The following is a 24,624-nucleotide window of genomic DNA, read 5'->3' as shown; positions in this document are numbered from 1 at the left end:
GCACCGTCGCGGCGGGGCCGGCATCGGCCCCGGGTTCGCACGTGCTGGAGGATTGCGTCGATCACTTGCCGGTGCTCACGCCATCGGGCGCAAGGCCGCGTGTACGCCGGCAGTACCGGGAGGGCGCGTGCACCTGTCCCGGCAGGGGGACGTATCGGCGTTCTGGCAGAGTGAAGTGGTGGTCCGGGGTATCAGGATCCGGTGCTGTAGCGCTTGAGCATGAGGGCGACGGCTTCGTCCACGATCGCGGGATCAGTGGGGCTGGGCGGGACGAAGTCGGTCCGTACCAGTTGAGGCCACAGCAACTGGGCGCAGATCATGCCGAGGAACTGCTCGGCCACTGCGGATGCCGACTGTGGCTGTCCGTCGGCCGAACGGAAGTCGAGTGTGCCGGCCTGTGCTTCGGTTTCCAGGTAGTCGCGGAGCCGGTCGAAGAAGGGGCCGCGGTCGATGGCGAAGCCGGTGCCGACGATGTCGGCGAGTTCCGGCATCTGGGGAAGTTCGGTGATGATCAGGCGGCACAGCGCCGCCGTGCCGGGCCGCGCGACCAGGCAGGCGTAGTCGCGGCCGATGTGGTCCAGACCGAACCGGGGATCACCGGGCGGGGGCGGTGCGGCGTACTCCACGTCCAGCTGCCATTGCTCGGAGGTGACGGCCGCGAACAGTGCGGCCTTGGAGGGGTACCGCTTGAAGAGGGTGCCGGTGGAGACGCGGGCCTGCTTGGCGATCTGGGCGAGGGAGGTCTTGTCGTATCCCCGGGCGAGGAAGAGATCGCGGGCGGCGCGGATGATGCGCGCCCGGTTCTCCTCTTTGATCTGCGCGTGGTACCCGGCCTGGCACGTGTCGCCAAGGGTTTCCGCTCGGTCCTCCACCGACATTCCTCTACCCCTCGCCCCTCGCCCGTCTTCCGGCCGTGTCCTTGCTGTCAGAGGACGGTCGAACCTCCGTCCAGGATAAGGTCCTGGCCCACAGCGAAGGCGGAGGCGTCGGAGGCCAGGTAGACGACGGCCTCCGCGACCTCCTCGGGCAGACCCATGCGGCCCAGCGGGATGCCGGCGCTGATCCCCTCCAGGACCGCCGCCTGCACCGCGGGGTCCTCGATCCCGAGCTTGGAGTAGAGCGGGGTGTCCACCGGGCCGGGGCTGACCGCGTTGAACCGGATGCCGTGCGACTTGAGCAGGTCCGCGTTCCACGACCGCATCAGGGAGGAGACAGCCGCCTTCGTCGCGGCGTAGGCGTTCGCCTGCCCGTAGCCGCCGTGCACGCTGGCGGACGCGTTGAGGATCACCGAGGACGGGTTGGCCAGCACCGGCACCAGGGCCTGCGTGAGGAAGAAGACGCTCTTGACGTTGATGTCGAACAGCCGGTCGTAGCTGTCCACCGTGTGGTCCTCGAACGACCGCCAGTCCGACACGCCGGCGTTCAGGAACACCACGTCCAGACCCCCGAAGTGCTCACCCACCTGCTTGGCCAGGTCCCGCTGGGCGTCGAGATCGCGTGCGTCGGCCTGCACGACGGGCACCTTGTCCCCGAGGATCTCCCGCGCCTTCTCGATGCTGGCCGGGGTGACGCCGGTGACCAGCACGTCGGCTCCCTCCGCGATGAAACGCTGGGCGGTCGCCAGGCCGATGCCGCTCGTACCGCCGGTGATGAGGGCGCGCTTGCCCGCAAGACGAGTCATGTTCATGGTTCCTTGCCGAGAAGTAAGGTAAGTCGGTGGACTTACCCCTTGAAGGTAGCCCTCGCACCGTCCTCGTGGCAAGTCGATCCACTTACCTTTAATTCCTGGAGTGGCCCGACAATGCCGGACGGCCGGCACGGCTCAAGGCCATGTCGCTGCCGTCCGCCAGGGGCGGGCGATGGGTGGCCTTCCCGGGGTGCGGCTCTTCTGCAGTGAGCTGGTGATGCAGTGCGCCGTTCTTGGAGGCGGCGATGGTTTCGTGGTTGGAGGAGCTCAATCGGCGGAAGACCGCCGCGCGGGGGAGATTGCCGAACTGCCGGACCCGATCGAGGCATTGACGCGTCCTACTGACCGGGAGAAGCTGTTGTCCCGGCTGGAGATCACTCTGGGGTCCTGCACGCCGAACGCTTCGCCTGGGCCCTGACCACCCGCATCACCGGCTCGGCCATCCTCGCCCTGCCGACGATCGGCACTGTCGACCAGTTCATCGACAGCACCGACGTCCTCAGCCGCCTGGAACTGAGACACGCGTCCACCTGCGCAACGGTCAGCCCTCCTCCTGAAAGCTCCGCCTTCAGGGAACAGAGGAAGAGCGCGAAACCGCCTCAGCAGGCCTGGTTCAGTGCCCGGGTCAGTTCCCGGTTAGCCGCCCGCGCGGCATCAAGTTCCTCGGTCCGCTCCTCGAGCTGGCCTCTTATGTCGGCCAGGTCTTGTTCGAGCAGCGTGGTGCGGCGTTGAAGCTGGTCGATGTCGGCGGACGCACCAAGGCCGGATTCCTTCCATGCGGTTTCACCGAGGCTCTCGGACAGGCGCTTCTCCAACTGGCGGACCCGGACTGTCAGCCGCCTGTTCCGCTACTGGCTCGCCACCTCCCGCGCGTACCCGGCCTCGCCGGGCTGGTCGGAGCAGGAGCAGCGGGAAGTCGCCGCGCTGCGCGAGCGGGAAACGCGACCTCACCGCCGTGATCGTCACGCACGCCTTCTGGAACGACGTCGCCGGGCCCGAACGGCCCGATGCCCGCTCCCAGCTCAAGCACGCCCTCGTACGCGAGGGCCAGGAGGCGGCGTAGCCGTGGCGGACACGCCACCCGAGCCGGAGTCACCGCCCATCATCGTGGTCCTGCCCGACGGCCAGGAGGTCACCGGCCGCCTCCAGGAGCGCCAGCAGGTCCCGGGCGCCTGGCTGTACAAGGTTGCCGTCCTCGGCCCGGCAGAACACGCCAAACGCGAGCGCCGTTGCAGGCAATTCAGCGTGGCGGGCCTGGTCGTCGGTGCCGTCCTTCCGGCGGAGGCACCCTGAACATGACCCGCCGTAGCCGGCCGGGCCAGAAGTGTCCGACCGGCCATCACCAGTCCGACCCCCAGCACGGCGCCTCCGATGGCGACGCAGCCGGAAGACAGCCAGCCGAATCTGCCGCAGACCTGCGCGAACGCGGCTGTCGCGGGCCGTCACCATCCGTCTACTCCAGGGCGGCCAGGTGGTCCGCGGTGCCGCCACGCCACTCGACCATGAGGATGGTCGCATCGTCGCTGGTGCGCCCGCCCCGCTGCTGCTTCAGGGTGCGGGAGAGCCGGCGCACCTCGGCCCGCACTCCCGCTTCCGAGTGCTCTGTGCGGTTGGCACAGCGGATGAGCCGTTCCTCGCCGAACGGTTCTCCTTCCGCGTCGCGTTCCTCGATCACGCCGTCGGTGTAGAACAGCAGCCGATCGCCGCGCTGGAGTGTGTATGCGCTGATCTGCGGGCGCTCACCGCCGAAGCCGACCGGCAGGGTGGGAGGGCTGTCCAGACGCCGCAGGACCTGACGGTTGCGAATCAGCAGCGGCGGTGGGTGGCCCGCGTTGACCCATTGCAACTGCCCGGTTGTGATGTCCAGGTCCATCATCTGGGCGGTGACGAAGTGGTCGGGACCGAACTGTTCGGCGATGGCCTGGTCCATGTACACGTACTTCTCGGACAGGCCGACCCAGGCGCGCCGGGCGTGCCGGTAGGCGCCGACCGCGACAGTCGCCATGGTGGCGGCGTCCAGGCCGTGGCCCATCGCATCGAACACGGCCACGTGCAGCATGTTGTCATTGAGGGCGTAGTCGAAGCTGTCGCCGGCGATGCTGTAGGCCGGCTCCAGGATCCCGGCGAGGGCGACCTGCGGCACGGACATCGTCAGCGGCGGCAGCAGGGACCACTGCATCTCCGCGGCCACACTCATCGGTTCCTGGCGACGGGCCTGGAAGAACCGGTCGGTGTAGGCATGCTTGGTGACCAGCATGTCGGCAACCAGACCGGCGAGCCTGCGCAGCAGCCGCCGGTCGTCGTCATCGACCGTGTCCAGGGTGAGGGCCATCACTCCCACCTCGTCGCTGCCGTCCAGCAACGGCAGGTACATCCGTACGCCGTCAGACTGACGGACCTCAAGGGGAGTCACGTGCAGGAAGGCCATGCCGGCCGGGGAGTCGTCAACCGGCTCGGCATCACCGACCAGCAGTCTCCTGCCGGGCAGCGGCACGAGCAGCTCCTGTGCGTAGTCCTGCAGCAGGATAGAGACCTCGCGGCCGCCGATCCTGGCCACCTCTTCCGCGACCAGCGGCGCGATCAGCTGGGGCGGCATCTCATGTGCTCGGTCCAGCAGCACCCCCAGGAGCCGCTCACCGAAACCCTCCGACCGGTCTACCGTCTTCCGGCCGGCTCGCCGCTCGTTTCGTGTCATAACCCGTCCTCATACCGATCGACCGACATCGATCACAGGCGCGAGAGACGGTCGCCGCTCCTCTTGTCTGGAACGCTCTCAGCCGTCGTGATCATCGTTCACCGGCACCGCACCCACCAGATCCAAGCGCACTTAACCACGATGAAACCCCCAAATAGTCCAGAAAGTATTGCAAGCAGTTACTTATGACCCTTGACGCACGGCTGTTGGAGCGCGTCCCGTCGGTCGCGACCGGGGAATACCGCAGCATCGCGATACTGCCTCTCCACCAGTTCTCCGGGCATGTGGAGCCCGCCTGGTACATGGTGTGGGTGCAAGCCCCCGACCACGTGAAGCCCGTGCCCGGCGTCTCGTACGACGACGTCCCCACGACCCGGCTGCCGCCGCCGTCGACGGAGCAGCAAATCCTCGGGGAGCGCCGGCCCTCGGGCTGGGTCCTGCAGAAGCTGGACGGCGGCCGCGGTCCCGGCCGGGGCGTCATCCACGCCGCCGACTGCGAGGAAGCACCCGCCGGGGCACCGCTGCTGACCCTGGACAAGGCGCTGGACGCCGCAGAGCATCCAGGTACCCGGCTGTCTTCTCCGTGCAGCGCGGCCGCCGAACTGGACCCCGTACTCGAGGAGCGGGAGCGGGAACTCGCCCTTGCTGTTCAGCATGCGTCCCCCGAATGTGCCGGTGTTGTCCCTGCCCTGCATCATGCCCGCGTCAGGGGACCTTCCAGCTGGCGCAACCTCGCCGCCGGAGCCCCCTGCACGGCCGGAGTGAAGAACATCGCGGCCGGTCTCCGCCGCAACGCCCGCGACCCTCGACGCCCCTCGCACTCCTCGGCCTCGGATGATCAAGAACCGGACGTCATGCGGCTACGCCGAAGCCATGGCCGCGCGCCCTCTGTTGGCGCTGCTGTTGTCAGTCGAACTGCTCAACCGTGCTTTGTAGCGGCATCGACTCCACGCTGCCACATTTCATAGTTCCCACATTCTGCCGTGATCTCGGCCGCCGCCTGAGCCGCGGTGAAGAAGTCGTCGACCACCGGCGAGATGCGCGATGCCGCCACCGCGAGGCACACCTGGTCGGGCGCCAGATCCGGGACGTGCACATAGATGACGTCCGGATGTGAGTAGAACACGGTCGCCGAACGGGCCAGGAATGAGATGCCCCGGCCGGCAGCGACATGCTCGAGCGTTTCGTCCACCCCGCGCGCCAGGTACCCGGCGTTGGGGTGCGGGTGCCTGGTGGGCTGCGTGCTCGGGTCGGCATGCCAGACCAGCGGCTCACCGGCCAGGTCGGTCTCGGTGACTTCTTCCTTGCCGGCCAATCGGTGGCCGACGGGCAGCACCGCCACCCGTGGCTCGGCGTAGAGCGGGGCGACGCGCAGGCCGGTCTCGTCGATGGGCAGCCGCACATAGCCGATGTCGATGCGGCCGTCGAGCAGCATCGGGGCCTGGTCGTCCCATTCGATCCGTTGCACGTCCACCAGAACGTCCGGGTGCCGGGTGGCGAACCGTTGTACCGCCGGCGCGACCGCGATGCCTGCCCGGAAGCCGACCATTAGCCGCTGGCTGCCCCGCGCGGCCACGGTCACCCGGTGGCGGGCCGCGTGCGCGGAGGCGAGCAGCGGACCGGCGTCGGCCAGCAGTTGTCGGCCCGCGTCGGTCAGCGCTACGCCGTGGCGATCCCTGGTGAACAGCGAGGCGCCGAGATCCTGCTCGAGGGCGCGGATCTGTCGGCTGAGCACCGGCTGTGCGATATGTAGCTCATCGGCGGCGCGGCTGAAGTGCAACTGGTCGGCCACGGCAACGAAGTAGCGCAGTTTGCGCAGGTCCAGATCCATGGCGCCTCCCGGCCCGGTGATGCCTTCAGGGTATCACCGCGGCTTAAAGAGGTCTTGGACACCCACTCAGGCCAATGACAATCTGAACAGGCACCTAACGGGGCCGAAGTGAATTCGGCATAAGCATTCGACATCGAAACTTGATGGCAGGGTTCAGGCCGGAATTAACACGTCAGGAATTGAGCGCCATCCATCGCGTCATTCGGGCATGGCGTCCTATCCAGCTCCAGAAAGCAGGCACACCAATGAGCGGCATCAGCATTATCGGCCTGGGGAACATGGCCGGCGCCCTGGCCGGCCGGGCACTCGCCGGCGGCAACGCCGTCGAGATCATCGGCCGCGACCCGGCCAAGGCCAAGGAATTGGCCGCCGCGCTAGGCGGCGCCACTGTCGGGACGGCCGGCGCCGCCCCGGCCGGGGACATCGTTGTCCTCGCCGTGCCGTACGCCAGCGCGGCGGCGGTGGTGAGCGAGTACGGGGACGCACTACACGGCAAGGTCATCATCGACGTCACCAACCCCGTCTCCCCCGATTCCCAGGGCCTTGTCACCCCCGAGGGCAGTTCCGGCGCGCAGGAGATCGCCAAGGTCGCCCCCATCGGCGCGCCCGTCGTGAAGGCGTTCAACACCGTCTTCGGTCACATGCTGGCGCAGGGCAACTCGCTGGACGTGCTCATCGCCGGCGACGCCGCCGAGGCCAAGGCGACTGTGTCGGCATTCATCGAGAGCCTCGGACTGCGGCCGATGGACACCGGCCCCCTGGGAATGGCGCGCTGGCTGGAGGGAACAGGCCTGGTGATGATCGGCCTGGGCCGCTATGGCGCGGGGAGCTTCGACTTCACCCTCGGCGTCAACACTTCTGCCTGAGCCCGCCCGCACCACCACCCCTCGCGCCACATCAATCACAAGGACCAGTAGCATGCGCGTTTTCGTCACTGGCGGGACCGGCCATTCCGGTTCGTACATCATCCCCGAGCTCGTCGCCGCCGGGCACGAGGTCACCGGCCTGGCCCGATCGGACACGGCCGCGGCGGCGCTGTCCGCGCTCGGCGCGAAGGTGCGCCGCGGCGACCTCGAGGATCTCGACGGGCTCAAGGAGGCGGCTGCGGATTCCGACGGCGTCGTCCACATCGCGCACAGGCAAGACTTGCTTCCGTCCGGCGGGATGGACGCTGTGGCCGCCGCGGAGCTCCCGATCATGCTCGCGTACGGCGAGGCACTTGCGGGAACCGGAAAGCCCCTGGTCGCGGCGGGGAGCATAGGGTCGCCCGGGAGGCTGGGCCGGCCGGCCACCGAGGAGGACCCGGCCCTTTTTGTCGGCGATGAGCACAAGGGCACCCTCCGGGTCCGCAATGTCGTGGAAGCCGCCGTAATCGGTCTCGCCGAACGGGGAGTGCGGTCTTCGGTCGTGCGGATTGCCAACATCATGCACAGCACGACTGATGCCGGCTTCCTCCCCATGCTGATCGCGCTCGCGAAGGAGAAGGGCTTCGCCGGATATCCCGGAGACGGCGCGAACCTGTGGAACGCCGTGCATGTCCGCGATGTCGCCTCGTTGTTCCGCTTGGCGCTGGAGAAGGGCCCGGCTGGCAAATATTGGCACGCGGTTGAGGACGGGGGCATCCCGTTCCGTGAGATCGCCGAGGCCATTGGCAGCCGCCTGGGCCTGCCCACGGTGAGCATTCCCGCGGACGAACTGATGGTGCCGGGATACTTTGGGTTTCTCGCGAACATAGTCACGCAGAACTACCCGGCGTCCAACCTCATCACCCGCCGGACCCTTGGCTGGGAACCCGCTCAGTCCAGCCTGCTCGCCGATTTGGACAACGGCCATTACTTCTCCGCCGGCTGACGGCAGGAATCCGAATCGCAACGAGCCCGGCAAATGACAAGGGTTCAGGACTTCTGGAGGGACGCTGAGAATATGACGACTGTGGGATTTATCGGAAGCGGATACATCGGCAGTACCATCGCGCGGCTCGCCATCGAGGCCGGGCACCAGGTCGTGCTCAGCAACTCGCGCGGTCCCGAAACGCTCGCGGACACGGCCGCGGAACTGGGGCCACGGGCGTCTGCGGCGACGAGCGGGGAGGCCGCGGCGGCCGGTGACGTCGTCGTGGTCACGGTGCCGGTCAATGCCTTCCCCAACTTGCCCGCCACGCCACTGGCCGGGAAAACGGTCATCGACACGTGCAATTACGGCCCCGAGCGTGACGGGAACATCCCCGAGCTCGACAGCAAGTCGCTCACCTCGAGCGAACTGCCGCTGCGGAACATCCCGGAGGCCATGCTCGTGAAAGCCTTCAACAACATCTTCTTCAAGCACCTGCTGTCACTCGCCCGCCCCGCGGGGGCGGCCGACCGCTCGTACCTGCCGGTCGCCGGGGACTCCGCGCCGGCAAAGGCGGCGGTGACCGAATTCATCGAATCCATCGGGTACAGCGTGGTGAACGCGGGACCGCTGGCCCATAGCTGGCGGCAGGCGACGGACACGCCGGTGTGGGGGACCCCGCACGGGCCGACCTCGAACGAGAAGGGCCAGCCGGTCGGCGAGGACGCCATCCGCGCGGCACTGGCCACCGCAACGCTCGGCCCTGGGAGCCTTGCCGGTCACCCGGCTGCTGCAGGTCCAAGTTCTCGCAGCCCCCGGGTGATGCGGCGGGTCGCAGCGTGATCGCGCCCAGGGTGACCCCGGGGCGCATCGGAGACGGCGGTACACGAGGAGTTCGCGCCTTGCGGCGGGTGCGGATCACCGGTGCAAGACCCGTTGAGGCCGGGAGGGGCCGGTCGACCTCCCCAGGCGTTGCGGCCCCTCCCGGTCAACAGCAAACGGCTACCCGGAGACCGTGGACTCATTCCCATCCACCTGCCATCTGGCCACAGCGGCAACCAAATGGTCCCGCAGGGTCTGCGGCATCGGTTCCTTCCCAGCCGCTGCCGCCGTCACCGCGCCGACCACCACCCGCACCTTGACGTTGCTGCGCTGGGACACCTCCACCAAGATCTCCCAGGCGTTTTCGGAAGGACAAACCAACCAGCCCATCAGCACCCCGCGAGCCATATCGATGACCGGTCGGCTCTCCATTGCCTGTTTGAGCTGCTCATTCTCCACTTGAAGCCGTGCGAGTTCCTCGGCAGCCCGTCCATCGGAGTCCGTGGTGAGCGGGCCGTCGCCAGGCGGTTCCGACGGTCCCTCACGAGCACGCTGATCTTGCTTGTCGGGGGGAGGTTGCATACGAAGCGCCTCCCCACTCGTCGACCGGAATACGTCAGAAAGATCCAGAGCCTTCCAACGGGATCTCAGGCATCGTCACTGTCCGCCGTCGCCGAACACGTTCTCAGCTTGACTCAGTCGGGGAGGACTTATTCGACTGCCTGACCGCGCGCGGGGACGAGCTGTTCGACCTCGCCGACGCGTTGCTGTGCGCGGACGGACCGGTGACGGCGCCGGTCGACCTGACGCTGGTGGCTGAGCACCGGCGCGGACACGACGCGATGTACGACGCGCTCAAGAGCGGAAACGTGGACGCGCCCCGGCTGCGCCAGGTGCTGGCCGGCGTGCCCATGCCGCAGGCCGCCGACGGCCGCTTGGTCCTCGCGGTCGACGTGAGTAACTGGCTCCGCCCGGACGCGCCGACCAGCGCGGATCGTCTGTTCTGTCACGTCTACGGCCGCAGCCTACGTCCGACTGCCCCGAAGAAATTACCCAGGCTCAGGTCAGGGGTTCCAGTAAACCGAGGTGAACGCACGGTCGAAGCGCCGCGCGGCCAGGTCTTCGCGCTGGATCACCCAGTGGACGGTGGAGCCCTCCCGGCCCCGCACGTCCATGCCGGCATGCCAGTCGGCCAGAAGCACCCAGTCCGAGACGTCAGCCGAAACCGGTCCGTCCCACTGGCCCGCTTCCGCCGCTCTCACGACCGTGGACATGGCAGCGGCGACCGGGTCGGTGTAGACGGCCTCCTCATCGGCGTATCCCCCGATCTGCAGCGGCCCCTCGGAGGTGATGTCGTCATGGGTGCTCTCCCAGACCTCGACGAGTTCCTGGGAGCGGGGATGCCCGGGAAGTGGCCCGCTCCACGGTTTCTGGGGGAGTTCGACCGCCTTGTGGCAGGGCAGCGACACAGTGGTCGTCGCCCGCAGCGGACCCTGCGGGAACGCCTTGAACATCGCCTCGTCGTCCTCGAATTCGGAGAGGTTCCAAGCGTGCCTGTCCCGTTCCGTCACGGCAGCGCCGACGGGGAGGTACACCACACTGCCCATGGTTTCGTCATCGTCGGCGGTCTCGGGGAAGGCGAAGAGCAGCAGGTGGCCGTCGGGGGGCAGGGGCAGGTCCGTCGCGTCGGCGGGCAGGGCCGCCAGGTCGATGGAGGCGACGAAGGGCTGGGCGGGGTCCGGGGTATCGGCCGGAAGCAGGATCGGACCGCCGAATTGGCCCACCACCGGCCCGTCCCCGTCCTGCGTCAGCGTCGCGCAGGGACGGGCGGTGGCCAACCACCGCTCCACGTCCTCGGCTGGTATGCCCCGCGCGATCGCCTCGTCACGGAAGGGACCTAATCGGTTCCACATCTCAGGAGTCATGGGCACACCGTAGAGGCAGGGGCTGACACAGCGGCGTCGAAGCCGTCGGCGGGCCACGGAGGAGCTGTCCGGCCCCTTGTCCGGTGAAACCGGCACGGCGACGGGAGGTGCCTCGTGCGGTGTGGTGCTGGTTGCCTCCCCCGAGTCGTCGTGGGGTACCGGGCGGCCAATCAGTGGAAGCCACATCATCGGCTATCGGGTGACAGCCACACCCGGCACCCCTGGGTGGGTGAACCATACGAAGGGCTCACCGCCTCCCGCAGAACAACGTAGGGATCGGGTGACGGTGGCTGGGTGAGAGCGAGGTCCGCAACGGACAGGGCTTCCATGCCGTTGAGGTGTCCGGCAGAGCGCTGAGGGTGTTCAGCGCTACGGCAGCGTGTGGGGCCAGCAGTTGCCAAGCCGAGCACGTCGGTGGGTCCTCGGGGGTCGCCGGTCTCCCCGGCGGCTTTTGCTGCGGCCTTCAGCAGGCGGGCGGCCGGTTCCGTAAAGACCGGCAGGTCAGGGCCGGGTACTGGGCGGCTGGTGTCGCGTACCGGCGGGTGCAGCCGCGCGAGCGGCAGTGCGTCCAGCCCGGTCGCGGAGTGCCAAGTCAGCTTGGCACTTCCTCCCGTCGCCGGTCATCGCCGGCTGTGGCGGGGATGGCGTTGTCGATGAGGACGGCGGCGATGGCGGCGGCGGTGGGGAAGGCGTCGGCGTTGAGGACCCGGGTGCGGGCCGCGGCGCCGTCGAGGAGCAGCGCGAGCTGCTCGCCGAGTTGTTCAGGGTCGGCGGCGCCGGCTTCGCGGGCGGTGTCGGCGAGCCGCGCGGCGACGGCTTTCTTGTAGTCGCGTGCGTACTGGGATGCGGGGTGCTGGGGGTCGTGGAGTTCGACGGCGGCGGCGATGTAGGGGCATAGGGGGGTGGTGGGGGGGATGTCGAAGGCGGCGAGGAGCCGTTCGCGGGGCGTGAGGTCGGTGCGGTCGAACACGCCGGACAGGACGGAGGGGTCGAACCGGCGCAGGTACTCGGCGACGAGTTCGTCCTTGCCGGTGAAGTGCTGGTAGGCCGTGCGCTTGGACACCTCGGCCGCCGCGCAGAGCTGGTCCATTCCGGTGCGGTTGATGCCCTGCTCGCGGAACAGCTGCTGGGCCGCGCCGATGATGCGCTCGCGAGCGCCCCGGCCGCGGCGGCGGCCCGTGGGGCCCTTCTCCAACTCCGTCATGGGCCCATGGTACCCCAGCCGGGTAACGACCGGTGTACATAGTTTGCGTCCCGGCCGCCCGCCCCGTACGGTACGTACACAGGACGGTGTACATAACACCGTCGTTCCAGGTGCGCACGGCACCACCGACCCAAGGGAATGACTATGGGAAAGCTCGACGGCAAGGTAGCGGTCATCACCGGCGGCACCACCGGCATGGCGCTGGCCGGCGCGAAGCTGTTCGTTGATGAGGGAGCGCACGTCTTCATCACCGGCCGCCGCCAGGACGCCCTGGACGAGGCCGTGAAGCAGATCGGCCGCAACGTCACCGGCGTCCAGGGCGACGCCGCCGACCTGGACGACCTGGACCGTCTGTACGACACCGTCAAGCGGGAGAAGGGCAGCCTCGACGTGCTGTGGGCCAGCGCCGGCGGCGGCGAGCCCGCCCCGCTCGGCGAGATCACCGAGGCCCAGTTCGACACCTGGTTCGGGCTCAACGCCCGCGGCACCCTGTTCACCGTCCAGAAGGCCCTCCCGCTCTTCAACGACGGCGGCTCCATCCTCATGACCGGCTCCAACGCCTCCCTCGGCGCCTTCCCCGGCTGGAGCGTCTACGCCGGCAGCAAGGCCGTCCAGCAGGCCTGGGCCCGCATCTGGCTCAACGAGCTCAAGGACCGCCGCATCCGCGTCAACGTCCTCACCCCCGGCCAGGTCGCAACCGCCAAGCAGGCAGAACTCTTCGACGAGGCCACCAAGCGCCAGTTCGAGTCCCTCATCCCCCGCGGCCAGATGGGCCGCCCCGATGAAATCGCCACCGCCGCCCTCTTCCTCGCCTCCGACGACTCCAGCTACGTCAACGGCATGGAACTGGTCGCCGATGGCGGCACCACCGCCATCTGAACCGGACAACCCACAACCAGGGCAGGACATCTCATGAGCAACATCAGCATCATCGGCACCGGGAACATGGCCCGCACCATCGGCGCGCGGGCAATAGCGGGCGGCAACACCGTCGAGGTCATGGGCCGCGATCAGTCCAAGGCCGCCGACCTGGCCAAGGCTCTCGGCGACGGCGCCACGACCGGAGAATGGGGCACCGCCCCGGCCGGGGACATCGTCATCGTGGCCCTGTTGTCCAACGGTGTCGTGCCGGCCGTCGCCCAGTACGGAGACGCACTCGCGAACAAGGTCATCGTCGACATCAGCAACCCCTTCAACTCCGCGTTCGACGGGCTGGCCCACCGCGAGGAGACCTCGATCGCGCAGGAAGTCGCCAAAGCGGTACCGGCAAGCGCCAGCGTGGTGAAGGCGTTCAACACCATCTTCCGCCATGTCCTGGAGAAGGGCCGGCCCGACGTCTTCATCGCCGGCGACAATGCGCAGGCCAAGGCAAGTGTGGAGGCGTTCATCGAGAGCCTCGGGCTGCGCCCGCTGGACGTCGGCGGCCTGAAAATGGCGCACTGGCTGGAAGGAGCAGGCGTGGTCACGATGGGCCTCGCCAACCACGGGGTGGGGAACTTGAACTTCGCCCTCAGCATCACCGAACTCCCCGTCTGAGCAAACGAACGCCGCCGCCGACGCCCCGCTGGGACCGGAGCAGGCCGCCGCGCGACTCGGTGTGCGCAGGGTTGAGTTCGACCGGATGGTGCGGCTCGGTTGGATCCGCTCACCGCAGTCGATCGAGGTCCGCTTCGGCACCAGCCGCGCCGCGGCCGTCGACGTCGCGCTCTCCACCACGGCGTCGGTCGACGCGATCCCCGCCGCGCACCCCGAGACGTCTCCTACGAGACCATCCGCCGCTGGTGCGTGAAGTTCGGGCAGCGGTACGCCAATTCGCTGCGCCGTCGCCGGCCCCGGCCTGGTGACAAGTGGCACCTGGACGAGGTCTTCATCAAGATCAACGGCGAGCAGAAGTACCTCTGGAGGGCTGTCGACCAGGACGGCATGGTGCTGGACATCCTGGTGCAGAACCGGCGGGACAAGACCGCGGCCAGGCGATTCTTCCGTCGTCTGGTGAAAAGGACCCGTACGGTGCCGCGGGTGGTCGTCACGGACAAGCTCCGCTCCTACGGCGCCGCTCACCGCGAGGTCATGCCCTCGGTCGAGCACCGCTCGCACAAAGGGCTCAACAACCGGGCGGAGAACAGCCACCAGCCGACGAGGCAGCGTGAACGTGCGATGAAGGGCTTCCGCTCCGCTGGAGGGGCGCAGCGGTTTCTGTCCGCGTTCAGCGGTATCTCACCGCACTTCCGGCCCTGCCGCCATCTGATGACCGACCCCGACTACCGAGCCGAAATGACCATCCGCTTCGCCATCTGGGACCACATCACCGGCACCGCTGGCCAGCCCGCAACAGCCTGACCCAAGTTCGACACTCCGCCCCACCACACCCCGGTACACCATCAGGCACCCACACACCCAACAACGTGACAACGCCCCTCTCCCACATGCCGTCCGCCGACCACCTGCGATGACGATCGTGAACCGTCTTCCAGCTGCCGAAGCAGGGAGGCAGGTCCCGCCAGGGGAGTCCGGTCCGCTGCCGGAACAGAATCCCGTTGATCACACGGCGGTGGGATTGCCAGCGTCCACCCCGCCCGTGATTCGTCGGCATGTGCGGCTCCAGTCGAGCCCACTCTTCATCCGAAAGATCTCCCCGCCCCATGTCCCACGGAACGAGTGCCCAGCGAGAGCGTCACGCGACCCATCGGACACGACCTAGTAGGGCTTGGTCATCTTCGTTGTGAATGCGTGTCTACTGCTCGGTGAGTGTCGTTGGACCTGGTGTGACACCTGAGGAGATCGCCTCGGTCCGGGAGGATCTGGAGGCGTTCGCGGCGGAGTTGTTCGACGGGTTCTTCCGTGCGGATCAGCGGCGGTGGGGGCAGGCGTATGTGCGCGGGCTGCTGCTGCGGGCGGCGCAAGTCGGTGGAACCGATGGCCGCTCGGCTGAGTGAGGACGGCAACCGGCAGGCACTGGCCCACTTCATCACCTCCAGCCCGTGGGATCCCGCGCATGTGCGGGCCCGGCTGCACCGCGGGCAAGGTCACTAAATGCCAGGTGGGCGTCTCCCTGCACCTGGCCAATGACCGTGCCTCCGCGGCCGTCAACTGGCGGCTGTTCCTGCCCGCATCCTGGGATCCCGACTCGCCGGAGGCCGATGCGGACAAGATCGCCAGCCGCGGCCGCTGCGGGATCCCCCCAGGCCGGTCACGTGGAGAAGTGGCAGCTGGCCCTGGACATGATCGACGAGGCCCGGTCATGGGGCGTCGAAGTTCCCCTGGTGGTCGCGGACGCCGGATACGGTGATGCCGCTGCCTTCCGCCTGGGCCTGGAAGAACGCAAGCTGCCCTATGTAGTGGGGATTTCCTCTCGCCATACCGCCCAGCCCGCCGGCGCCCGGCCCGTCCAGCCCGCCTATGCGGGCACCGGCCGGCCACCCAAATTGCAGTACCCCGAGCCTGCGCAGACCATTAAGGACCTGGTCATCGAAGCCGGCCGGACGGCCGCACGGCCGGTGTCCTGGAGGGAAGGCTCCCGGCCGGGCAGGAGCCAAAGTGGCTTCAAACGCATGTACTCGCGGTTCGTCGCCCTGCGGATCCGCCCGGCCGGACGCGGCCTCCGCAAGACCAGCGACACTCTCGAGCTGCCTGAGCGCTGGCTGCTGGCCGAATGGCCCGCCGACGAGAGCGGACCGGTGCACGAGACCCAAAAGACGCGGCGCAGGTCTGAGCCTCTACCAGGTCGTCCGGGAACTGCAGACACTCCTCGCCACCTGGGCAGGCGCCTGCCCCACCTGCCACCGCGACATACCCACACCCATACGAACCTGACCAAGCCCTACTAGGCCCGTACGCCGATCCTGCGGCGGGACCCCGCCGGGCGGGCGTCGGGCACGAAGGGCCTGGCCCGTCACCTCGAGGGAATGTGACGGGCCAGAGCCGACCCAACGGTGCCACACCGCGAACTGTCGCGCGCCTTTACGGAGCAGGTAGGGGTGCGCTGTCGTTTCCGTCGGCTTGACCGCACTGTCAGGCGTCCACGTCGCAGACGTGGACGAACTGCTGTCTCCGGGACGCAGCACAGGGGGCGATGGATCTCCGGGGCGGGGCAATTACGTCATTGCAGGCGTACAGGGCGTCTGTGCTGCTCTAGTGTGTGGCCAGCTTGGACAGCAGTGGCCGGGGGCACTCACATCGCGCGGGGGCCTGGTTCGGGGGTGTGGTGTGGCTGAAGTCGAGCGGTTCGATGCGTTCATCTCGTACGCGCATACCGATGCGCCGTGGGTATCCGAGCTGGCAGACAACCTGCACCGGCTGGGCCTGGATGTGTGGCTGGACCAGTGGGAGATGGTCGCAGGCCAGCGAGTGGCGACACGGTTGCAGGACGGGCTGACGAAGGCCGGCGCCGTGGTGGCTGTTGTCAGCCGGCGCTGGGTGGAGTCCGGGTGGTGCGGCGAGGAATTCGCGGCCGCCGTGACCGCTGCGGTAGAGCACGGCAAGCCGCTGATCCCGGTTGTGGTGGGCGAGGTGGAGCTGCCGCCCTTCATCGCTTCCCGCTTTTACGTCGACTTCCGGCATGCCGCTTCTCCGGCCCAGTACGAGAGCCTGGTACGGCAGTTGGAGCAGGCCGTACGCGGCCGACCGTCGGCGCGGCGTCCGGAGCGAGGCGGGCCGCTTGCAGTGCCCGACACTGTGGCTTACCGGCCGGACGGGCCTACGCAGGCGGAGTTACGGATCGGCGCCTCGAAGGTGACGTTCTCCACCGCGAGAGGCGAGGTGTCGTGCCAGCCGCGCGGCGTGGATCACAAACTCGAGGAGCAGTTGTGGCTGCTGCAACGGTCTCGTGACCGGGCCTCCCACGGTCAGGTCACGCGGCATCTGCTGACGGCGGAGGAGATAACGGCTTCGGGAGGGCCTGCGGCGGCGCTGTCGGCGGTGGGTGAGGCGCTGGGTGAGCGGTTCGCCTGCGGTGAGGTGGCGGCAGCCCTGGCCCGCGAGGAGCAGTCGGCCCGGGCGCGTCATGAGTCGTTACGGATCGGGCTGGCAGTGGACGACCCGCGGTGGGTGGACCTGCCGTGGGAGACCCTGACCGTGCCGGGGACCGGACCGTTGGCGCTGTCTAACCAGGTCGACTTGTACCGCACCATCGGGCGGGAGGAAGCTCCGGTCGCGGTGCAGATTCCGGGTCCGCTGCGGATCCTGGCGGTGGTGGCGAGTCCCGAGGCCGGCGGGGGCGAGCTGCTGGATTACGAGCGGGAGCTGGGCCGGATCCTGGACGCGGTCGATCCGGCGCGGGCCGGGCATGGCGCGTATGTGCGGGTGCTGAACTGGGGCAGTCTGACCGAGATCCGTGCCGCCCTGGAGCAGGAGCGGTTCCATATCCTGCACCTGTCCTGCCACGCCGGGCCCGGGGTACTGCTGCTGGAGGACGAGCGGGGTCGGGCCGACGAGGTCGATGCGGAGCGGTTCCTGTCGGAAGGTCTGCCCACCGGCCGGACCGTGCCGCTGGTGGTACTGGCTGGCTGTTCCACAGCCCGCACCCCCACTCCCCCACCCGCCGTGCAGCCGTCGCAAGAGCAGCCCCCGGAGAAGGCAGAGCCTTCGGACAGCGACGTCGAAACCCCAGATGCAGAAGATGCGCGGGCGCAGGGGCGCGCTCGAGCCGGTCTGGCGCGTGAACTGCTGGCGCGCGGCGTGCCGGCGGTGCTGGCGATGACGGAAGCCGTCACCGACCGCTACGCCACCGAACTGGCCGCGGAGACATACAAGACGCTGGCGCGTGTGGAGCACCCCGATCCCCTGACCGCGCTGTCCAACGCCCGACGCACCCTGGAAGCACGGCGTCGGAAGCTGCCGGAGAACGATCCGTTCGCCGTGTGGCCGGAGTGGCCGACCCCGGCCCTGTTCCTGGCTGGTCCGCCGCTGCCGTTGTTCGACCGCACCCTCAGCGTCGGTCAGGTACAGGTCGTGCCGGAAATGGTGCTGAACAGGGGCATGGTGGTGCGTAAGGTTGGTGAGTTCGTCGGCCGCCGCACCGAACTGCGCCACCTGCTGGCCGTGCTGCGGGACAACCGTAAGGCCGGGGTTCTGGTGCACGGGATGGGCGGGGTCGGCAAGTCCACCCTGGCCGCCGAACTCCTGCACCACTACGGCACCCACAACCGGCTGATCGTGCCTGTCTCGGCCACGACGGCCCTCACTGCCGATGCCGTGCTGCAGACACTCCGACTGCGCCTGAACGCCTACTGCTCAGCCGAAGGCCTGCCGGACAGCGACCCGCTGCGGCAGGCAACCGTGGCACTGACAGATGCCCGTGCGCCGTGGCGGGAGAGCTGGGAGCTGGTGAGGCAGAACGTGCTGCCCCGGCTCCCAGCGATGCTGATCGTGGACAACGCCGAAGACCTCCTCACTCGCACGCCGTCCGGTGACGGTCGGCGGCCGGCCGATCCGGAACTGGCGGATCTGCTGGAAGCATGGACGGCGGCCAGCCCAGACACCCGGCTGCTGGTCACCAGCCGCTACCCCTTCAGCCTCCCCGGCCGCGCCCACCGACGGCTGGCCGCTCATCATCTGGGGCCGCTGTCGTTTGCGGAGACCCGCAAGCTGATCTGGCGGCTGCCCGGCCTGGACGCCCTCAGCCCTGCCGACCAGCAGCGTGCCTACACCGACGTCGGAGGCCACCCGCGCGCCCTGGAATACCTCGACGCCCTGCTGCGCGGCGGGCAGGCACGCTTCCCCGACATCGCCGACCGCATGGAAACCGCCCTCGAGGAGCGCGGCATCCCCGATCCCGAGCGCTGGCTCGCAGGCGTCAAGGGCGACCTGGACACGGCGCTGGCCGAAACCGTCACCCTCGCCGTCGACGACATCCTCCTCGACACTCTCCTCGCCCAGATCGAACACGTACCAGGGGCACGGCTGCTGCTGGACGGCCTGGCCGTCTACCGCACCCCGGTCGACCGGACCGGGGCCGCCTGGCAGCAGTCAGAACTCACCACATCCCCCGAGCCCGATCCCGCCCTCCTTCAGCGCCTCCAGGCGGTGAACGCACTCATCGCGGAAGCCCAAGCCGCCGGAGCAGGACCGGAGAACGGCTACGACCTGCCACCTGAGACGGTCGCCGAATATCAAGCAGTCTGGGCAGAGCTGCAGCGGAGCCCCGTCGGCCGAGAGGCCCAGGCCGGGAACGCCCTGAAGCGGCTGCTGGACCTCGGGCTGGTGTCCCCGGCGCCCGCGCCCCAAGATGAGCCGGGCAGCCTCCCCAGCGGGCTGACGGTGCATCACTGGACCGCCGCAGCCCTCCGCCGACGCGCCCACCCCGACACCCTCAACGCCGCTCACCGGCGGGCGGCCGCCTACTGGCAATGGCGCGTCACCGTCCAGCCCCAGTCCCGCACCGACGACATCACCCAGCTCATCGAAGCACGCCACCACCATCACCAAGCCGGCGACCTCGACCAAGCCGAAACCATCACATGGCAGGTCTGCTCTCAGCTGGACACCTTGGGAGCCTGGGACTGGGAAATTCACCTGCTCGAAGAAACCCTCACCTGGCTCCCCACCCGCTCCCGCTCTGCCGCCGCCTACATCCACCAGCTCGGCATCATCGCCCAGAAGCGGGGTGACTATGCCCAGGCCGAGGAGCGCTACCGCGCTGCCCTCACCATCCTGGAGGACCTCGGAGACCGGGCCAGTATCGCCAGCAGCTACCACCAGCTCGGCACCATCGCTCAGCTGCGAGGTGACTACGCCCAGGCCGAGGAGCTCTATCGCGCCTCCCTCACCATGGAAGTGGAGCTCGGCAACCGCGCCGGCATCGCCATCAGCTACCACCAGCTCGGCATCATCGCTCAGCTGCGGGGTGACTACGCCCAGGCCGAGGAGCGCTACCTCGCCTCCCTCACCATCAAGGAGGACCTCGGCGACCGGTCCGGCATCGCCATCAGCTACCACCAGCTCGGCATGATCGCTCAGGAGCGGGGTGACTACGCCCAGGCCGAGGAGCGCTACCGCGCTGCCCTCACCATCCTGGAGGACCTCGGCGACCGGTCCGGCATCGCCAGCAGCTACCACGAACTTGGCATCATCGCTCAGCTGCGGGGTGACTACGCCCAGGCCGAGGAGCGCTACCGCGCTGCCCTCACCATCCTGGAGGACCTCGGAGACCGGGCCAGTATCGCCAGCAGCTACCACCAACTTGGCATCATCGCTCAGCTGCGGGGTGACTACGCCCAGGCCGAGGAGCGCTACCTCGCCTCCCTCACCATCGTGGAGGACCTCGGCGACCGGTCCAGCATCGCCATCAGCTACGGCCAGTTGGGGGTGCTCCGTACGGTGCAACAGCGCCCCGCAGAAGGCGTGCCTTACATGCTGCATACGTTGGGGCTTCAGCTGGAGATCGGAAATCCGCCCGGCAACACTCTCTCTTGGCTCAGCCGGCAAAGGGCTGTCCTCGGCGACGACGCCTTCCGAACCATCCTCGACGACCTGCTGGAGGAGGACACAGCGGCAGCGATTATGGACGTCACGCAACCCCAGGAAGAGCCTCCACCTGACGAGGGCTGACGGGCCGGGGTAACTCTGAGAAGTACCAGTTCGCTGTGGCGATCCGGACGGGCAACTATGACGGACGAGCTGGGCGTGCGGTCGGCGAGCCGGTCGACCTCGCTCTCCAACCCGTCGCTGAGCATTGTCACGTTGGCTGAGCGGGGTGGGATGATCTTGTGGTTGATCGTGTCGGGAGGGGATCGCCCGGTGTCGTCCGCGTCTCCGTCGTACAAGGGGCACCGGTACCCGGTGGGGGTCATCTCGCACTGTGTGGCTGTACTTCCGGTTCCCGCTCAGCCTCCGTGAGGTCGAGGAGCTGATGCTGGAGCGCGGCGTGATCGTGTCCTACGAGAGCATCCGCCGCTGGTGTCTGAAGTTCGGGCAGGCCTACGCCAACGCGCTGCGCCGCAGGCGTCCCCGGCCCGGTGACAAGTGGCACCTGGACGAGGTCTGCATCAAGATCAACGGGCGGTTGCAGTACCTGTGGCGGGCCGTCGACCAGGACGGCAACGTCCTGGACATTCTGGTGCAGAACCGGCGGGACAAGGCCGCGGCCAGGCGATTCTTCCGCCGGCTCCTCATGGAGACCGGGTCCGTGCCGCGGGTGGTCGTCACCGATAAGCTCCGCTCCTACGGCGCCGCCCACCGCGAGGTCATGCCCTGCGTCGAGCACCGGCAGTCGAAGTACCTGAACAACCGCGCCGAGAACTCCCACCAACCGACCCGGCAGCGCGAACGGGCCATGAAAGGCTTCCGCAGCGTCGGCGGAGCGCAGAGATTCCTCGCCGCGTTCAGCGGCATCTCACCCCACTTCCGACACGCCGCCACCGTTTCACCGCCCACGACTACCGCACCGAAATGCACCACCGCTTCACCACCTGGCGCATCGTCACCGGCTGCGCCCCCGCGGATGCCTGAAGCGTGCAGTACCGGCGACACGATCACCTCAGCCTGCCCCAACTACCCTTTCAGTCCCACAAGTTGACAGTGCCCGTCGGACAGCTCGAACAGTTCATCGCGCCGAGCGGTCAAACACTCGTAGAACTCTCCCCGGAAGCGGGAGGCCTCCGCGAACGCTTCCCTCCGGACAGCATCAGGCAGCAGACTCACCCTCACGGTCTTCGTCGTGGTCACATGCACCTTGGTCGGAGCACCTGATCAGACGAAGGCCGCCCCCACGTCCGGCGAATCCTCAGGTGAGCGCATCAGTTCGAGACGTCGTTCGAGATGGCGACATAGTCTCTCACCGTGCCCACTCCCCTGGACCTCTGCAGTCTCTCGACGAACAGCCTGCCGGTGATCTACGCGGCCAAGCCCTGGACGGCCGCCTCAGACGCGGTCGTCGCAACATTCGACGCGCCGCCGCCCAACCTTCCTTAGCTACTCGAAGTTGTACTGGCTCAGGACGTCCTCGAAGTGTGGTCGTCCTGGCGGAGCGGAGCCGGGCCGGACGCCTCGGAGAAATGCAAGGCAGTCATCCACTACGCCGAGCACGACGCGTACCTGGACGTACATCACTGAGCATCGCCACGCAGCAACAACGGCTTCGGCCGTCGTTGATGAAGAACAAGCCGAGACGTCGTTTCCTTTGGTGCCCTTGCGGTTATCGTGCCTGGTTGTTGCCCTGCATCAGGGCTGGGCCAGGGACTGGGGGATCGTGGACGAGACGTTTGACGCCGTTGGGGAGGCGGTGTGCTGCGCCGCGGCCATCCGGCTGGGCGGAGCTATGCAGGTGTTGGCGGAGCGAGCCGGCCTGTTCGACCGCTACAGCCTGATCATGGCGGGAGTGACGAACATCGTGGCGTTTCTTGACGGCCGAGAACTCGACGACGACCTGCTCGGCTCTGCGTTTGCCGAGAGCTGGTCGCTGGACGCCAGGTACCCGGCAGAGTTCGCGGGGCATGACTTCGTCAGAGGCTGGACCTCTGTGGTGTTCGCCGTAGTGGTGCTGACGAAGCCAAAGCAGCAGGACATCGTGGCAGCGCAGGGGCTGGACCTGGCGTCGAAGGCGGTGGCAGCTTGGCCGTCCGCCATCCGTATCGGCTCCTTCGACAGCCTCGTCCGCTTCGAGCTGGCCTGCCAGCAGGATGCGGAAGGCCGGCTCCGGAAGAACGGCCTGCCTGCTCTGTGGAAACTGGCGGAAGTTCAGTCGAAGCAGTACCGCCAAGCGGCAGAACGGCTCGTCGGATAGTCGGCACCTCAGCTGGTGAGTCTTCGCTAGCCGATGAGGGTTGCGGCTATGCCGACGAAGGCGAGGAAGTGTTCCGACTTCCGCTCGTAGCGGCGGTGCAGGCGTCGGCAGCCGGCCAGCCAGGACACGGTCCTCTCGACCACCCAGCGGTGACGGCCGAGCCGCTTGGACGACTCGATGCCCTTGCGGGCGATGCGGTGGCGGATACCCCTCTGGCGGAGCCATTTCCGCAGGTGGTCGTAGTCGTAGCCCTTGTCGGCGTGGAGCTTGGCAGGGCGTCCGCGGCAGGAGCGGATGGGCGGGATCCCGCGCACGAGCGGCTTCAGGCCGAGGCTGTCGTGCATGTTGGCGCCGGAGATACCCAGCGACACCGGCAGGCCGTTCCGGTCCGTGATGAGGTGGATCTTCGATCCCAACTTGCCACGGTCAGTCGGATTCGGTCCCGTCAGTGGCCCCCTTTTGTGCAGCCCGGACACTGACTGAGTCGATCGCGCACCGGGACCAGTCCAGCTCACCCCGCCTGCCGAGTTCGTCCAGGACGATGCGGTGGAGCCTGGCCCAGACCCGGTCCCGGCTCCACTGGGCAAAGCGCCGGTAGACGGTGGGCCAGGCCAGCCCGAACACCGGCGGCAGCTGCCGCCAGGTGCAGCCCGAGGTGGCCACTGGTCGACGACTTCGAGGTAGCCGGCGAGGGTCCGGGTCGCTGGAGATGAGCCCCTTCTGGACTCCGGATATAGCGCTCATGCGCGCCTCGCGCCGTGCCCGCGGCGGTGTTCCGGCGCGCGCATCGCGGCACTCCCACACTTCCCGCCACCGGGCCGTTGACCAGGACAAATCCAGAAGTTCGCCGAGTGGCTAGCCGCTGTGCCGAACATTATCAATGCACGACACGCCGACAGCAGTGTGAAAGAACGTCAGCCCCGTCCCGGGCCGCTCAGCTTCCTACGCAAGTGGTCTTCGCTGACATCTATTTGATGGATCATCATACAAAAAATTGACCCTCCACGAGCACTCGATCGGCCCTGTTCCATCACCCCTGGAAACGTTTCTGAGGTGCCGACGGAAATAGGCATCAGTATGTTCATTCACGGTTGGCCGCTCAGCTGACACCTCTGAGAGACGGAGAAACGGAATGCCGGAGAAAAAGAGAAGTGGAACGCGTAGGCGTACCGTTGTCGCGATCGCAGCATCGTTGGGCATCGCGGCCCTGGCTGTGACCAGTGTGAACTACGCCTCGGCTTCCAGTTCCGTCCCGAAGTCCGCCCCGCCGGTGCAAGATGCCGCTGCTCCCCTCGGAGGCGACGGCCAGACGAACTACAGCTACCGAAACGACAACGACGGTCGGATCCACGTCAACGAGCGAACCTATTCGGCCGAGTCGGGTGTGTGCACCGCTGTGATCAGCAGTCCCGCCACCAGCTTCAACGTCCGAAACGACAGCGACAGGACCGTCGAATTCTTCAGCGGAATTACCTGCGACACCGGCGCTCCCATCGCCACTATCGGGCCCCGAAACTCCAGCAGCGCAATTCCCGGCACGACGGTCTTCGACGGGGCCGTGGTGCCGTTCGCACTTGTCGGCAGCTTCCGAGCCGTCGACAAACGCCACTGACCCCACGCGGACCAAGGACACCGACAAGCCTGCCTGTGTGGCACACGGGCCCCGGACCGCCGCAACCGGCCCGGGGGCCGTGCCTGTCACCTCGCTCTCTTGAAGCGCTGGTGGCGACGATGGACGGAGTGATCCACCGAGTGATTGCCGATGTGCTCGACGTTGCGCTCCGCCACGGCGAGCAGGCAGACCGTCCGTCCAGGCCCTGTGTGATGTCGTGATCAATCGGCTGTTCGCAACAGTTCTTCGAGCCAGATCATCGAGGCGCGGAGTTCGAGGCCGGCGAGGTAGCTCTCGG

The 24,624-nt window shown here is 67.9% G+C and carries 20 protein-coding genes and 7 pseudogenes; 17 read left to right on the top strand and 10 right to left on the bottom strand.

All coding sequences use genetic code 11. The features are described 5' to 3' along the window. Positions 1-191: 191 nt before the first annotated feature. The 3 genes from KUM49_RS33380 to KUM49_RS33370 form a co-directional block, all read right to left on the bottom strand. Positions 192-878: a TetR/AcrR family transcriptional regulator gene (locus tag KUM49_RS33380; protein ID WP_217240710.1), complete on the bottom strand. Its 687-nt coding sequence runs from the start codon at positions 876-878 to the stop codon at positions 192-194. A gap of 47 nt (positions 879-925) precedes the next feature. After that, the gene (locus KUM49_RS33375) at positions 926-1,681 is read right to left on the bottom strand and encodes an SDR family oxidoreductase (RefSeq protein ID WP_217240709.1); all 756 of its coding nucleotides are present in this window, start codon (positions 1,679-1,681) and stop codon (positions 926-928) included. A 605-nt stretch (positions 1,682-2,286) separates the two neighbouring features. After that, the gene (locus tag KUM49_RS33370; RefSeq protein WP_254402176.1) at positions 2,287-2,502 is read right to left on the bottom strand and encodes a hypothetical protein; all 216 of its coding nucleotides are present in this window, start codon (positions 2,500-2,502) and stop codon (positions 2,287-2,289) included. Between the two features lie 250 nt (positions 2,503-2,752). On the opposite strand from KUM49_RS33370, the gene KUM49_RS33360 reads away from it, so the two are divergent. After that, on the top strand, positions 2,753-2,980 hold the full coding sequence (locus tag KUM49_RS33360) for a hypothetical protein (RefSeq protein ID WP_217240756.1): 228 nt from the start codon (positions 2,753-2,755) through the stop codon (positions 2,978-2,980). Positions 2,981-3,140: 160 nt separating this feature from the next. Here KUM49_RS33360 and KUM49_RS33355 read toward each other — a convergent pair whose 3' ends face one another. Then, positions 3,141-4,382, bottom strand: coding sequence for a PP2C family protein-serine/threonine phosphatase (locus tag KUM49_RS33355; RefSeq protein ID WP_217240708.1), 1,242 nt, complete (start codon positions 4,380-4,382; stop codon positions 3,141-3,143). A gap of 278 nt (positions 4,383-4,660) precedes the next feature. Here KUM49_RS33355 and KUM49_RS48855 point away from each other — a divergent pair. Then, a pseudogene (locus KUM49_RS48855) lies at positions 4,661-5,002 on the top strand (DUF6233 domain-containing protein); the annotation flags it as partial. Positions 5,003-5,301: 299 nt separating this feature from the next. Here the strand turns inward: KUM49_RS48855 and KUM49_RS33350 are convergent. Then, complete coding sequence (locus KUM49_RS33350) at positions 5,302-6,213, bottom strand: LysR family transcriptional regulator (RefSeq protein ID WP_217240707.1); 912 nt, start codon at positions 6,211-6,213, stop codon at positions 5,302-5,304. A gap of 245 nt (positions 6,214-6,458) precedes the next feature. On the opposite strand from KUM49_RS33350, the gene KUM49_RS33345 reads away from it, so the two are divergent. The 3 genes from KUM49_RS33345 (at position 6,459) to KUM49_RS33335 (ending at position 8,886) form a co-directional block, all read left to right on the top strand. Beyond that, positions 6,459-7,079 (top strand): NADPH-dependent F420 reductase, encoded by a 621-nt coding sequence (locus KUM49_RS33345; protein ID WP_217240706.1) that lies wholly within the window; start codon positions 6,459-6,461, stop codon positions 7,077-7,079. A gap of 52 nt (positions 7,080-7,131) precedes the next feature. Next, the gene (locus tag KUM49_RS33340) at positions 7,132-8,064 is read left to right on the top strand and encodes an SDR family oxidoreductase (protein WP_217240705.1); all 933 of its coding nucleotides are present in this window, start codon (positions 7,132-7,134) and stop codon (positions 8,062-8,064) included. 81 nt (positions 8,065-8,145) lie between these two features. Then, positions 8,146-8,886, top strand: coding sequence for an NADPH-dependent F420 reductase (locus tag KUM49_RS33335; RefSeq protein ID WP_217240743.1), 741 nt, complete (start codon positions 8,146-8,148; stop codon positions 8,884-8,886). 159 nt (positions 8,887-9,045) lie between these two features. Here KUM49_RS33335 and KUM49_RS49950 read toward each other — a convergent pair whose 3' ends face one another. After that, a complete protein-coding gene (locus KUM49_RS49950) occupies positions 9,046-9,324 on the bottom strand; it encodes an ANTAR domain-containing protein (protein ID WP_308406859.1) in 279 nt (92 codons plus the stop codon). Positions 9,325-9,518: 194 nt separating this feature from the next. Here KUM49_RS49950 and KUM49_RS33325 point away from each other — a divergent pair. After that, positions 9,519-9,896: pseudogene (locus KUM49_RS33325) on the top strand (transposase); the annotation flags it as partial. A 33-nt stretch (positions 9,897-9,929) separates the two neighbouring features. Here KUM49_RS33325 and KUM49_RS33320 read toward each other — a convergent pair. Both KUM49_RS33320 and KUM49_RS33315 read right to left on the bottom strand, forming a co-directional pair. Continuing rightward, positions 9,930-10,790: a DUF1963 domain-containing protein gene (locus KUM49_RS33320; protein ID WP_254402174.1), complete on the bottom strand. Its 861-nt coding sequence runs from the start codon at positions 10,788-10,790 to the stop codon at positions 9,930-9,932. Positions 10,791-11,382: 592 nt separating this feature from the next. Further along, a complete protein-coding gene (locus KUM49_RS33315; protein ID WP_217240703.1) occupies positions 11,383-11,994 on the bottom strand; it encodes a TetR/AcrR family transcriptional regulator in 612 nt (203 codons plus the stop codon). 144 nt (positions 11,995-12,138) lie between these two features. On the opposite strand from KUM49_RS33315, the gene KUM49_RS33310 reads away from it, so the two are divergent. The 4 genes and pseudogenes from KUM49_RS33310 to KUM49_RS33295 all read left to right on the top strand — a co-directional run. Further along, on the top strand, positions 12,139-12,873 hold the full coding sequence (locus tag KUM49_RS33310; RefSeq protein ID WP_093459765.1) for an SDR family NAD(P)-dependent oxidoreductase: 735 nt from the start codon (positions 12,139-12,141) through the stop codon (positions 12,871-12,873). Positions 12,874-12,906: 33 nt separating this feature from the next. Further along, positions 12,907-13,530 (top strand): NADPH-dependent F420 reductase, encoded by a 624-nt coding sequence (locus KUM49_RS33305; protein WP_217240702.1) that lies wholly within the window; start codon positions 12,907-12,909, stop codon positions 13,528-13,530. A gap of 85 nt (positions 13,531-13,615) precedes the next feature. Continuing rightward, positions 13,616-13,783, top strand: a complete 168-nt coding sequence (locus KUM49_RS50845) for a hypothetical protein (protein ID WP_217240741.1) — start codon at positions 13,616-13,618, stop codon at positions 13,781-13,783. Continuing rightward, positions 13,750-14,334, top strand: a pseudogene (locus KUM49_RS33295) (IS6 family transposase); the annotation flags it as partial. The gene KUM49_RS50845 and the pseudogene KUM49_RS33295, both read left to right, overlap by 34 nt. Before the next feature lie 76 nt (positions 14,335-14,410). On the opposite strand, the pseudogene KUM49_RS33290 reads toward KUM49_RS33295, so the two are convergent. Beyond that, positions 14,411-14,638, bottom strand: a pseudogene (locus tag KUM49_RS33290) (transposase); the annotation flags it as partial. A gap of 121 nt (positions 14,639-14,759) precedes the next feature. Here KUM49_RS33290 and KUM49_RS49945 point away from each other — a divergent pair. The 6 genes and pseudogenes from KUM49_RS49945 (at position 14,760) to KUM49_RS33270 (ending at position 22,714) form a co-directional block, all read left to right on the top strand. Further along, a complete protein-coding gene (locus KUM49_RS49945; protein WP_302185519.1) occupies positions 14,760-14,930 on the top strand; it encodes a hypothetical protein in 171 nt (56 codons plus the stop codon). After that, positions 14,866-15,283, top strand: a pseudogene (locus KUM49_RS50840) (transposase). Before KUM49_RS49945 ends, KUM49_RS50840 begins: the two are co-directional and overlap by 65 nt. Continuing rightward, a complete protein-coding gene (locus tag KUM49_RS49935) occupies positions 15,189-15,821 on the top strand; it encodes a transposase (protein ID WP_374200226.1) in 633 nt (210 codons plus the stop codon). The pseudogene KUM49_RS50840 and the gene KUM49_RS49935 overlap by 95 nt, the downstream one beginning before the upstream one ends. 379 nt (positions 15,822-16,200) lie before the next feature. Next, positions 16,201-20,541 carry a tetratricopeptide repeat protein gene (locus KUM49_RS33280; RefSeq protein ID WP_217240701.1) on the top strand — a complete coding sequence of 1,447 codons (4,341 nt, stop codon included), beginning with the start codon at positions 16,201-16,203 and terminating at the stop codon, positions 20,539-20,541. Positions 20,542-20,691: 150 nt separating this feature from the next. Beyond that, a pseudogene (locus KUM49_RS33275) lies at positions 20,692-21,441 on the top strand (IS6 family transposase). Positions 21,442-22,180: 739 nt separating this feature from the next. After that, entirely contained in the window at positions 22,181-22,714 is a 534-nt protein-coding gene (locus tag KUM49_RS33270) for a hypothetical protein (RefSeq protein ID WP_217240700.1), read from the top strand. 26 nt (positions 22,715-22,740) lie between these two features. Here the strand turns inward: KUM49_RS33270 and KUM49_RS33265 are convergent. Further along, positions 22,741-23,458, bottom strand: a pseudogene (locus tag KUM49_RS33265) (IS5 family transposase). Between the two features lie 448 nt (positions 23,459-23,906). Between KUM49_RS33265 and KUM49_RS33260 the strand changes: the two are divergent. Next, a complete protein-coding gene (locus KUM49_RS33260) occupies positions 23,907-24,326 on the top strand; it encodes a hypothetical protein (RefSeq protein WP_217240699.1) in 420 nt (139 codons plus the stop codon). The last annotated feature ends 298 nt before the right edge of the window (positions 24,327-24,624 follow it).

It is taken from the genome of Streptomyces sp. AC555_RSS877 (genome assembly GCF_019049245.1).
GTDB lineage: Bacteria > Actinomycetota > Actinomycetes > Streptomycetales > Streptomycetaceae > Streptomyces.
Note: the sequence above shows the minus strand (reverse complement) of the source record. Positions and strands in the feature narration are given on the sequence as shown.

What these genes read in the sequence shown, in the direction of transcription:
- KUM49_RS33380 (WP_217240710.1), bottom strand. Translation starts at nt 878, where the DNA reads ATGTCGGTGGAGGACCGAGCGGAAACCCTTGGCGACACGTGCCAGGCC.
- KUM49_RS33375 (WP_217240709.1), bottom strand. Translation starts at nt 1,681, where the DNA reads ATGACTCGTCTTGCGGGCAAGCGCGCCCTCATCACCGGCGGTACGAGC.
- KUM49_RS33355 (WP_217240708.1), bottom strand. Translation starts at nt 4,382, where the DNA reads ATGACACGAAACGAGCGGCGAGCCGGCCGGAAGACGGTAGACCGGTCG.
- KUM49_RS33350 (WP_217240707.1), bottom strand. Translation starts at nt 6,213, where the DNA reads ATGGATCTGGACCTGCGCAAACTGCGCTACTTCGTTGCCGTGGCCGAC.
- KUM49_RS33345 (WP_217240706.1), top strand. Translation starts at nt 6,459, where the DNA reads ATGAGCGGCATCAGCATTATCGGCCTGGGGAACATGGCCGGCGCCCTG.
- KUM49_RS33340 (WP_217240705.1), top strand. Translation starts at nt 7,132, where the DNA reads ATGCGCGTTTTCGTCACTGGCGGGACCGGCCATTCCGGTTCGTACATC.
- KUM49_RS33320 (WP_254402174.1), bottom strand. Translation starts at nt 10,790, where the DNA reads ATGACTCCTGAGATGTGGAACCGATTAGGTCCCTTCCGTGACGAGGCG.
- KUM49_RS33315 (WP_217240703.1), bottom strand. Translation starts at nt 11,994, where the DNA reads ATGACGGAGTTGGAGAAGGGCCCCACGGGCCGCCGCCGCGGCCGGGGC.
- KUM49_RS33310 (WP_093459765.1), top strand. Translation starts at nt 12,139, where the DNA reads ATGGGAAAGCTCGACGGCAAGGTAGCGGTCATCACCGGCGGCACCACC.
- KUM49_RS33305 (WP_217240702.1), top strand. Translation starts at nt 12,907, where the DNA reads ATGAGCAACATCAGCATCATCGGCACCGGGAACATGGCCCGCACCATC.
- KUM49_RS50845 (WP_217240741.1), top strand. Translation starts at nt 13,616, where the DNA reads ATGGTGCGGCTCGGTTGGATCCGCTCACCGCAGTCGATCGAGGTCCGC.